10 protein-coding genes and 1 other annotated feature are annotated in these 9276 nt (G+C 54.1%); of the genes, 7 read left to right on the top strand and 3 right to left on the bottom strand.

What is annotated here, in order from left to right; genetic code table 11:
- The first annotated feature begins 147 nt into the window (after positions 1–147).
- Positions 148–1374, top strand: coding sequence for a DUF3748 domain-containing protein (locus tag ACLD4F_RS17760; RefSeq protein WP_000809945.1), 1227 nt, complete (start codon positions 148–150; stop codon positions 1372–1374).
- Position 1375: 1 nt separating this feature from the next.
- Here the strand turns inward: ACLD4F_RS17760 and ACLD4F_RS17755 are convergent, their stop codons facing one another.
- Complete coding sequence (locus ACLD4F_RS17755) at positions 1376–1708, bottom strand: YceK/YidQ family lipoprotein (protein WP_001581211.1); 333 nt, start codon at positions 1706–1708, stop codon at positions 1376–1378.
- A gap of 242 nt (positions 1709–1950) precedes the next feature.
- Positions 1951–2024: a sequence feature (ROSE (Repression Of Heat Shock gene Expression) occurs in the 5'-region of heat shock genes and acts as an RNA thermometer to modulate expression.), on the top strand.
- Between ACLD4F_RS17755 and ibpA the strand changes: the two genes are divergently transcribed.
- The 6 genes from ibpA to ACLD4F_RS17725 all read left to right on the top strand — a co-directional run bounded on the left by ibpA (position 2018) and on the right by ACLD4F_RS17725 (position 6489).
- On the top strand, positions 2018–2431 hold the full coding sequence (ibpA, locus tag ACLD4F_RS17750) for a small heat shock chaperone IbpA (protein ID WP_001532742.1): 414 nt from the start codon (positions 2018–2020) through the stop codon (positions 2429–2431). (Overlaps the previous feature by 7 nt.)
- A gap of 109 nt (positions 2432–2540) precedes the next feature.
- Positions 2541–2969 (top strand): small heat shock chaperone IbpB, encoded by a 429-nt coding sequence (gene ibpB / locus ACLD4F_RS17745; RefSeq protein WP_001246919.1) that lies wholly within the window; start codon positions 2541–2543, stop codon positions 2967–2969.
- Between the two features lie 188 nt (positions 2970–3157).
- Entirely contained in the window at positions 3158–4819 is a 1662-nt protein-coding gene (locus ACLD4F_RS17740) for a putative transporter (RefSeq protein ID WP_063916960.1), read from the top strand.
- Between the two features lie 443 nt (positions 4820–5262).
- A complete protein-coding gene (locus tag ACLD4F_RS17735) occupies positions 5263–5610 on the top strand; it encodes a YidH family protein (protein ID WP_000703964.1) in 348 nt (115 codons plus the stop codon).
- Complete coding sequence (locus ACLD4F_RS17730; RefSeq protein ID WP_001113454.1) at positions 5600–5962, top strand: DUF202 domain-containing protein; 363 nt, start codon at positions 5600–5602, stop codon at positions 5960–5962. The genes ACLD4F_RS17735 and ACLD4F_RS17730 overlap by 11 nt, the downstream gene beginning before the upstream one ends.
- Entirely contained in the window at positions 5959–6489 is a 531-nt protein-coding gene (locus ACLD4F_RS17725; RefSeq protein ID WP_000147831.1) for a radical SAM protein, read from the top strand. Before ACLD4F_RS17730 ends, ACLD4F_RS17725 begins: the two co-directional genes overlap by 4 nt.
- Before the next feature lie 81 nt (positions 6490–6570).
- Here ACLD4F_RS17725 and dsdA read toward each other — a convergent pair whose 3' ends face one another.
- Both dsdA and dsdX read right to left on the bottom strand, forming a co-directional pair.
- Entirely contained in the window at positions 6571–7893 is a 1323-nt protein-coding gene (gene dsdA, locus ACLD4F_RS17720; protein ID WP_079944076.1) for a D-serine ammonia-lyase, read from the bottom strand.
- A gap of 17 nt (positions 7894–7910) precedes the next feature.
- Positions 7911–9248: a D-serine transporter DsdX gene (dsdX, locus tag ACLD4F_RS17715; RefSeq protein WP_000543314.1), complete on the bottom strand. Its 1338-nt coding sequence runs from the start codon at positions 9246–9248 to the stop codon at positions 7911–7913.
- Between the last annotated feature and the right edge of the window lie 28 nt (positions 9249–9276).

Here is a 9276-nt window from a genome sequence, read left to right as displayed (position 1 = left end):
GTATCCGGCTGGCGCAGGAGAAATAATGCCCTGACGGCCCGGTGGCGTGGCGCCACCGGGCCTGGTTATCCCAATGATACGCTAAAGCCTGAAAGTAAAGCCCGTGTGAAGTATGATGGCGAGCATCGTCTCTTATCAGGACATCTCATGAAACAAATCACCTTTACGCCGCGCCATCACCAGCTTACCAACACCAATACCTGGACACCTGACAGCCAGTGGCTGGTCTTTGATGTACGGCCTTCAGGCGCGTCATTTACGGGCAAGACCATTGAGCGTGTCAATGTGCATACCGGCGACGTGGAGGTGATTTATCGCGCCGTGCAGGGCGCGCATGTCGGTGTGGTGACGGTGCATCCTGCCGACAATCACTATGTGTTTATTCATGGCCCTGAAAACCCTGATGAGACGTGGCATTACGATTTCCACCACCGCCGGGGCGTTATTGCAACGCCGGGGGGCGTGACTAACCTCGATGCGATGGATATTACTGCGCCGTATACTCCCGGCGCGCTGCGCGGCGGCAGCCACGTCCATGTGTTTAGCCCGAACGGCGAGCTGGTGAGTTTTACCTATAATGACCACGTTCTGCATGAGCGAGATCCGGCGCTGGATCTACGTAATGTCGGCGTGGCCGTGCCGTATGGGCCAGTAACGGTGCCGGTTCAGCATCCGCGCGAATACAGCGGTAGCTACTGGTGCGTACTGGTTAGCCGCACGACGCCTGCGCCGAGACCTGGCAGCGATGACATTAACCGCGCCTATGAAGAGGGCTGGGTGGGCAACCGCCAGATCGCCTTTATTGGCGATACGCTGTCGCTGACGGGCAAAAAAGTCCCGGAGCTGTTTATTGTCGATTTACCGTGTCATGAAAACGGCTGGAAACAGGCAGGCGACACGCCGCTGACGGGAACCGAATCAACGATGCCATCGCCGCCGTTGGGCGTAGTTCAGCGGCGTCTTACCTTTACTCACCAGCGTGTTTATCCTGGACTCACTAACGAACCACGCCACTGGGTCCGCAGTAATCCGCAGGCGACGGCGATCGCCTTTTTGATGCGGGACGATAACGGCGTAGCGCAACTGTGGCTGATATCGCCGCAGGGAGGCGAGCCCCGGCAGTTAACGCATCATGCGACCGGCGTACAGTCAGCGTTTAACTGGCATCCGTCGGGTAAATGGCTGGGACTGGTGCTGGAAAACCGGATTGCCTGCTGCGACGCACAAAGTGGGAGGATCGACTTCTTAACCGCCAGGCACGACAACCCGCCGTCTGCGGACGCCGTCGTTTTTTCACCGGATGGGCGACACGTCGCATGGATGGAAGAGGTGAAAGGGTTCCGTCAGCTATGGGTGACGGAAACCGGGCGATAAATCAGGGAGGAGGCATCTTCGCCGGGGGGATGACGGCATTGGTCATTTTCGTCTCCTCCTCGCTTTTCTCGACGCGCGATCTTACCGAACTGTCTTTGCGGAAGATGTCCCACGGCAGAAGGATCGTATCCATCACGGCGGTAAACGGCATATCCAGGATGGCCAACGATTTGGTGCCCCAGTTTGTCTCATCGTTACCGATCATCGTAGCGCTGGCGCGCGTGCCAGGATAAGTGCCTTCTTTACCGCCGGTGTGCGACATGACGCTTGAACAACCGCTTAATAAAAGCATCCCATTCCATATTATCAGCGTTAACCACACGTTTTTTATCATCACTCATTCATCTGTTGGTTGTCGTTATTTGCATGATGAGTTATAGCGATCCGTTGCTAAAAATAACATCACCAGTACGTGGCACTGTGGCGGTAATCGCACTTTAACAATCAGTGCTGTCCCAACCAGTCTATGCAATAGCCAATAAACTGCAAAAAAAAGTCGGATTAAAATACTTGAAAAGTACGTATTCAGACCCATTTATAAGACGTAGTGAATAGAAGGGCACGCCTGATGGGTGTTCTGGCAATCCTGGCCTGTCCATGATGGAAGGTCTGACATTCTCGCTGATTTCAGGAGTTTATGATTATGCGTAACTTTGATTTATCCCCGTTGTACCGTTCTGCCATTGGTTTTGACCGTCTGTTTAACCTGCTTGAAAATAACCAAAGCCAAAGTAATGGCGGCTACCCTCCGTACAACGTTGAGCTGGTAGACGAAAACCACTACCGCATCGCCATTGCCGTTGCCGGTTTCGCGGAAAGCGAACTGGAGATTACTGCCCAGGATAATTTACTGGTGGTAAAAGGCGCTCATGCGGACGAGCAGAAAGAACGTACTTACCTGTATCAGGGCATTGCCGAGCGTAACTTTGAACGTAAGTTCCAGTTAGCGGAGAACATTCACGTTCGCGGCGCAAACCTGGTCAACGGGCTGCTGTATATCGAACTGGAGCGCGTGATTCCGGAAGCGAACAAACCGCGCCGTATCGAAATTAACTGATTCCGTCGGGTCGCGTTGCGCGGCCTGTCATCCCATGCTCGCCGTCAGGGAGCATATTCGCACGTAAAGTGTGAAGGTAAAAACTCGCTTCTTAGAAGGAGAAATGATTATGCGTAACTACGATTTATCCCCACTGCTGCGTCAATGGATCGGTTTTGACAAGCTGGCCAATGCGCTGCAAAACAGCGGCGAAAGCCAGAGCTTCCCGCCCTATAACATCGAAAAAAGCGACGATAACCATTATCGCATTACCTTAGCGTTAGCCGGTTTCCGTCAGGAAGATCTGGATATTCAACTGGAAGGCACGCGCCTGACGGTGAAAGGCACGCCGGAACAGCCGGAAAACGAGCCCAAATGGTTACATCAGGGCCTGGTCATGCAGCCTTTTAGCCTGAGCTTTACGCTGGCTGAAAATATGGAAGTTTCCGGCGCGACGTTTACCAACGGCCTGCTGCATATTGATTTAACCCGCAACGAGCCGGAAACCATTGCGCCGCAGCGTATCGCCATTAACGAACGCTCCGCATTAAATAGCTAATGAGCTCCTTGCCTTGCCCCGCCAGAGATGGCGGGGCTTTTTTATGCCACGAAAAAGGGTAAGACGCTGCCGAAGTCAGGACGTCTGGGCGGTTTTGTAACATGAGAATGTGCGCCATGCTGTATATATGCCTTAACGGTTCAGTCATAATCCCTATAAATTGAAATGTTACTCACAGGGAAGAGAAGATGAGTGATATCGCATTGACGGTCAGCGTTCTGGCGTTGGTGGCGGTTGTCGGTTTATGGATCGGCAACATTAAAGTGCGCGGTGTCGGCTTTGGTATTGGCGGTGTTCTGTTCGGCGGTATTATCGTCGGCCACTTCGTCGATCAGGCTGGGGTGACGCTGAGCGGCGATATGCTGCACTTTATCCAGGAATTCGGCCTGATCCTTTTTGTTTATACCATCGGCATACAGGTGGGGCCGGGGTTTTTCGCCTCGCTGCGCGTTTCCGGGCTGCGCCTCAATCTGTTTGCTGTTCTGATTGTGATTATGGGCGGGTTGGTCACCGCGATTCTGCATAAAATTTTCGCTATTCCGCTGCCAGTGGTGCTGGGGATTTTCTCCGGCGCAGTCACCAATACGCCTGCGTTAGGGGCGGGTCAGCAAATCCTGCGCGATCTGGGAACGCCAGTGGATCTGGTGGATCAGATGGGGATGAGCTATGCGATGGCGTATCCGTTTGGCATCTGCGGTATTTTGCTCACCATGTGGCTGATGCGGCTGATTTTTCGCGTTAACGTCGAGGCGGAGGCGCAGAAGCACGAATCCTCTCTCGCTAACGGTCATACATTAATTCAAACAATGAATATCCGTGTCGAGAATCCGAACCTCAATAATATGGCTATCCAGGATGTGCCGATCCTGAACAGCGATAAAATCATTTGCTCACGCCTGAAACGCGACGACACGCTGATGGTGCCGTCGCCGGGGACGATTATCCAGGCAGGCGACCTGCTGCACCTCGTCGGCCAATCTACCGACCTGCATAACGCGCAACTGGTGATCGGCAAGGAAGTGGACACCTCGTTGTCGACGCGCGGCACGGATTTACGCGTCGAGCGTGTGGTCGTCACCAACGAAAAAGTGCTCGGCAAACGTATCCGCGATTTGCACTTTAAAGAGCGTTATGACGTGGTTATCTCCCGTCTTAACCGCGCGGGCGTTGAGTTGGTCGCCAGCAGCGACGCCAGCCTGCAGTTTGGCGACATTCTCAATCTGGTGGGGCGTCCAGCCTCGATTGATGCGGTAGCCAATGTGGTCGGCAACGCGCAGCAAAAACTCCAGCAGGTGCAGATGCTGCCGGTGTTTATCGGCATCGGATTAGGGGTTCTGCTTGGGTCAATCCCGTTGTTTGTGCCGGGATTCCCGGTCGCGTTAAAACTGGGGCTGGCCGGCGGGCCGCTAATCATGGCGCTAATTTTGGGGCGTATCGGCAGCATCGGTAAGCTGTACTGGTTTATGCCGCCGAGCGCCAACCTCGCGCTGCGTGAGTTAGGCATCGTTTTGTTTTTGGCAGTCGTTGGGCTGAAATCCGGCGGCGATTTTGTCGATACGCTGACGCAGGGCGAAGGATTAAGCTGGATTGGCTACGGTATTTTCATCACCGCTATTCCGTTGATTACCGTCGGTCTGCTGGCGCGGATTTTTGCCAAAATGAACTATCTGACGCTGTGCGGGATGCTGGCCGGTTCGATGACCGATCCGCCAGCGCTGGCATTTGCCAACAATCTTCATGCCACCAGCGGCGCGGCGGCGCTCTCTTACGCGACCGTCTATCCGTTAGTGATGTTCCTGCGTATTATCACGCCACAACTGCTGGCGGTGATTTTTTGGGGAATGGGTTAGCGCCTGATGGCGCGTTGCTTATCCGGCCTATGCACTGTGTTAAATCCAGGCTGGATAACGCGCGCCGCACCGGTCACACTTCTGCTCTTCTTCTTATCTCTTTCCTCAATGAACGTGCTAATCAGCGTAATGGCAACGAGCATAATTCCAATTTTTTTCAGTTAGTTATCAATCTTCATCGCCTTTTTTTTCGTCGCGACGGGTAGTTTTTCAGCTTTTAATCCGGCAATAATGCCTTTCCTGGCGGTGGCGTTGAAAAAGGTCGTAACTGAAATGAAAAATAGCGGCAATGAGCGCGGTTGCGCCGAAACGCATCACCAGTGAACTACAGTTATTTTGCAATAAGATTCCCTTGCTGCGGGATAATGTGAAGCATATCAGCAACAACGTGAGTGGTATTCTGAAAACGAACGGGAATACATAAGAACGTAAAAGGAGTCGTCATGAAGATTTCCCGCCTCGGAGAAGCGCCGGATTACCGCTTCTCACTGGCAAATGAGCGCACCTTTCTGGCGTGGATTCGCACCTCGCTGGGATTTCTGGCGGCAGGCGTCGGTCTTGATCAGCTCGCCCCGGATTTTGCCACGCCGGTGATCCGTGAACTGCTGGCGCTACTGTTGTGTCTGTTTGCGGGCGGCCTGGCGATTTATGGCTATCTACGCTGGTTACGTAATGAAAAAGCGATGCGTCTGAAAGAGGATTTGCCCTATACCCATAGCCTGTTGATCATCAGCGTTATTTTGATGATTGTCGCGGTGATAGTGATGGGGCTGGTACTGTATGCCGGATAGTCGTAAAGCCCGTCGGCAGAACGATCCGGGACTGCAACCGGAGCGTACGTCGCTGGCCTGGTTTCGCACGCTGCTGGGATACGGGGCGTTAATGGCATTAGCCGTCAGGCACCACTGGCATCAGGCGGGGTTCTTGTTCTGGGTGTCGATCAGCGTTCTGGCGATAGTGGCGGTGATTCTTTGGCGTTATACCCTGAGTCGTAATTTGATGGATGTCGCGCATAGCGATTTTTCCGAAACTCATGTCGTGCGTGACAAATTTTTGATCTCCCTCGCGGTGTTGTCGCTCGCAATCCTGTTTGCTGTTACCCATATTCGCCAACTTATTGCATTTATCGGGAATTTTATATGACAGGACGTCAGGACATTGTCGTGAGTGATGACCAGATTCAGGTTGTCGTAAATCGCCAGAATAGCCAGCGCCCTCAGCAACTGTACCGTAACTTACAACGGCTCGGCATTCGCAATGTCCATTTTATCCCATTGTTGGAACATGACCGGAACGGAATGTTGACCGAGGATTCATTGTGTTCAGCAGACTGGGGGCGGTTTTTAAATAGCGTATTTGATATTTGGGTACGTGAAGATATTCAGCGTATCTCGGTTCGCCTTTTTGATGAGACGCTACAGCAGTGGTGCGGCGGCAGGAATGGCGCTGAAGCGCCGGACAAGGCGCCGCTAAGCGCTGAATGTCAGAAGTGCTCTTTATTACGATTTTGCGGCGGCGGATGCCCTGAGCATCGGGATAGCCAGGGGAAAAACCGGCTTTGCGAGGGCTACCAGACCTTTTTTAACTACTCCTCGCCGCATATGCGGGTGATGCGGGATTTACTGAAACAGCATCGCTCGCCGGAGGAGTTGATGGCGATGCTGCGTTAGCGTCGTAAGCCTGATAAGCGTAGCGCCATCAGGCGATGGCGTGCCGGATGGCGCTGCCGTCTTTCCGGCTCTGAGCGAGTATTAGCGTCCTTTTGCCAGGTATTGTTCCATTTCATCCTCCGGCACCATGCCGCCCCCGGTTGCCCATACCAGATGCGTCGCGTTGCCGAGCTGCGTCTGACTGAATCCATGCCTTTGCTGATACTCGGTGGCGGCGCAAATGCGCTGTGGCCCGGCCATCCCTGCCAGAGCTGATGGCTCCAGTCGAATTCCTTCCTCCTGCGCCAGCCAGCCCAGCATGTCATACATTGTTTGATCGTCTAAGGTATAGAGGCCGTCAAGCAGACGCTCCATTGCCCGACCAACAAAGCCTGAAGCGCGACCTACCGCCAGGCCGTCAGCCGCCGTCAGGTTATCAATACCGATATCTTGTACTGAGATGGCATCGTGCAGACCGGTATAAACGCCGAGTAACATGCAGGGTGAATGGGTCGGTTCGGCAAAGAAACAGTGGACGTTGTCGCCAAATGCCAGTTTCAGGCCAAAGGCGACGCCGCCAGGGCCGCCGCCAACGCCGCACGGTAGATAAACAAACAGTGGGTGGCTGGCGTCAACGACGCGTCCCTGTTGCGCGAATTGCGCTTTCAGACGCTGACCCGCTACCGCATAGCCCAGAAATAGCGTGCGGGAGTTTTCATCGTCGATAAAGAAACAGTTTGGATCGGATTGCGCTGCTTTACGACCCTGCTCAACCGCCACGCCGTAATCATCTTCGTATTCCACGACCGTCACGCCGTGGCTACGCAGCTTCGCTTTTTTCCAGGCGCGGGCGTCGGCAGACATATGTACCGTCACTTTAAAACCGATGCAGGCGCTCATGATACCGATCGATAGCCCCAGATTGCCGGTTGAACCGACGGCGATACTGTACTGGCTGAAGAATTGTTTAAATTCCGGCGAAAGCAACACGCTATAGTCATCGTCGGTGGTTAACAGACCCGCCTCCAGCGCCAGTTTTTCCGCGTGCGTTAGCACCTCGTAGATGCCGCCGCGCGCTTTAATGGAACCAGAGATTGCCAGGTGACTGTCTTTTTTTAACAGCATTTCACCGTCGATCGTTTGCCCATACTCTTTTTCCAGCCGCTTTTGCATGGCCGGAATAGCGACCACGTCAGATTCGATCATGCCGCCAGTGGCAGCGGTTTGCGGAAACGCTTTCGCCAGATACGGCGCAAAGCGCGCCAGACGGTCATGGGCGGCGTTTACGTCCTGCTCCGTCAGGCCGACATACGGTAGACCTTGTGCAAGAGAGGTGGCGCCCGGGTTAAACCAGGTGGTTTCTTTGAGGGCGACCAGATCCTCGACCAAAGGATACCGGGCGATGAGCTTTTGTATGTTTTCCATAGTACGTCTCTTTACGATCAGATGATAAAGGAAAGCAGGAATGTGCCAGCCAGTGCAACGACAGATGCGATAAACGTGGCCGTCGTATAGTATTTAAACGTTTCATTCAGCGTAGCGCCGCAATACTGCTTGACCAGCCAGAATAGGGAATCGGTCACGATCGTGCAGCCAATGGCGCCGGAACCAATGGCAATCGCAATGATCTCCGGGCTGACGTCAGGATAGAGCGGCAGCATGGGCGCAACAATCGCGGTGGCGCCCATCATCGCCACCGTCGCAGAGCCGACCGCCGCGTGCAGAATCAGCGCTACCAGCCATGCCAGCAGAATCGGGTGCATATGCATATTTGAGAGGATCACCGCCAGCGTGTCCGCCAGCCCGCTACTTTTGAGAATGGCGTTGAACGCGCCGCCCGCGCCGATAATCAGCAGGATGTTCGCAATGGCGCCAAAGCCGTTTTCGGTGTGGGTAAGTAGTGTGCCCATACCCATATGCTGGCGCAGACCGAGTATGTAATACGCCACAAAGACAGCGATAAACATCGCGGTGATCGGATTACCGATAAACTCCAGCAGCGTATACAACGTGCCGTCTTTCGCCATATTCAGTTCAGCGACGGTTTTCACCAGCATCAGGCCAATCGGCAATAGAACGGTAAACAGCGTTGCGCCCAGCGACGGCAGGGTGTTTTCGGCGCGCACTTCAAGATCCGCAAACTCTGTCGGTACGGGCTTGAACGGCAGACGATTACCCAGAAACTTTAAGAACAGCGGGCCGCCGACCAATGAGGCCATCAGTCCGACCAGCAGACCGTAGACAATCACCGAGCCGATATCCGCCCCCAGTTTATTTGCGACAAACAGCGCAGCCGGATGCGGCGGTACCACGCAATGGACGGCCATCAGCGCGGTACACAGCGGAATGGCCAGCTTCAGCAGCGAGGTATGGGTTTTTTTAGCGATAGAAAACGCCAGTGGGATGAGCAACACGACGCCCACTTCCACGAACAACGTGATACCGCAAATCAACCCCACCAGTACCATGATCACGTCAGCAGAGAGCCAGCGGCAGCGCTGGAGCGTAAGTCCGATGCGTTCCGCCGCGCCGGAAACCTCCATCATTTTGCCGAGGATGGTGCCAAGACCGATAACGGCGGCCAGAAAACCGAGCGTACCGCCTATTCCGTTTTCTATCGCCGTGACCATCTCCAGCGGCCCCATGCCCATCATCGCGCCGACAAAGAAACTGGCGAGCAGTAACGCCAGGAAGGGGTGGAATTTAAACTTCACGATGGTCAATACGATTAACACGATGCTGATCAGCAGCGTGCTCACTACCCAGATTTGAGCGTGCATATCTCACCTACCCTGTGATTAATCTGTT

Origin of the sequence: Salmonella sp. 741265050_HSA (assembly GCF_046569445.1) — a bacterium.
GTDB lineage: Bacteria > Pseudomonadota > Gammaproteobacteria > Enterobacterales > Enterobacteriaceae > Salmonella > Salmonella enterica.
The sequence above is the reverse complement of the archived record's forward strand: the minus strand, read 5'-3'. Positions and strand labels throughout refer to the sequence as shown.

Coding starts and splice junctions, on each gene's coding strand:
- ACLD4F_RS17760 (WP_000809945.1), top strand. CDS start 148: ATGAAACAAATCACCTTTACGCCGCGCCATCACCAGCTTACCAACACC.
- ACLD4F_RS17755 (WP_001581211.1), bottom strand. CDS start 1,708: ATGATAAAAAACGTGTGGTTAACGCTGATAATATGGAATGGGATGCTT.
- ibpA (WP_001532742.1), top strand. CDS start 2,018: ATGCGTAACTTTGATTTATCCCCGTTGTACCGTTCTGCCATTGGTTTT.
- ibpB (WP_001246919.1), top strand. CDS start 2,541: ATGCGTAACTACGATTTATCCCCACTGCTGCGTCAATGGATCGGTTTT.
- ACLD4F_RS17740 (WP_063916960.1), top strand. CDS start 3,158: ATGAGTGATATCGCATTGACGGTCAGCGTTCTGGCGTTGGTGGCGGTT.
- ACLD4F_RS17735 (WP_000703964.1), top strand. CDS start 5,263: ATGAAGATTTCCCGCCTCGGAGAAGCGCCGGATTACCGCTTCTCACTG.
- ACLD4F_RS17730 (WP_001113454.1), top strand. CDS start 5,600: ATGCCGGATAGTCGTAAAGCCCGTCGGCAGAACGATCCGGGACTGCAA.
- ACLD4F_RS17725 (WP_000147831.1), top strand. CDS start 5,959: ATGACAGGACGTCAGGACATTGTCGTGAGTGATGACCAGATTCAGGTT.
- dsdA (WP_079944076.1), bottom strand. CDS start 7,893: ATGGAAAACATACAAAAGCTCATCGCCCGGTATCCTTTGGTCGAGGAT.
- dsdX (WP_000543314.1), bottom strand. CDS start 9,248: ATGCACGCTCAAATCTGGGTAGTGAGCACGCTGCTGATCAGCATCGTG.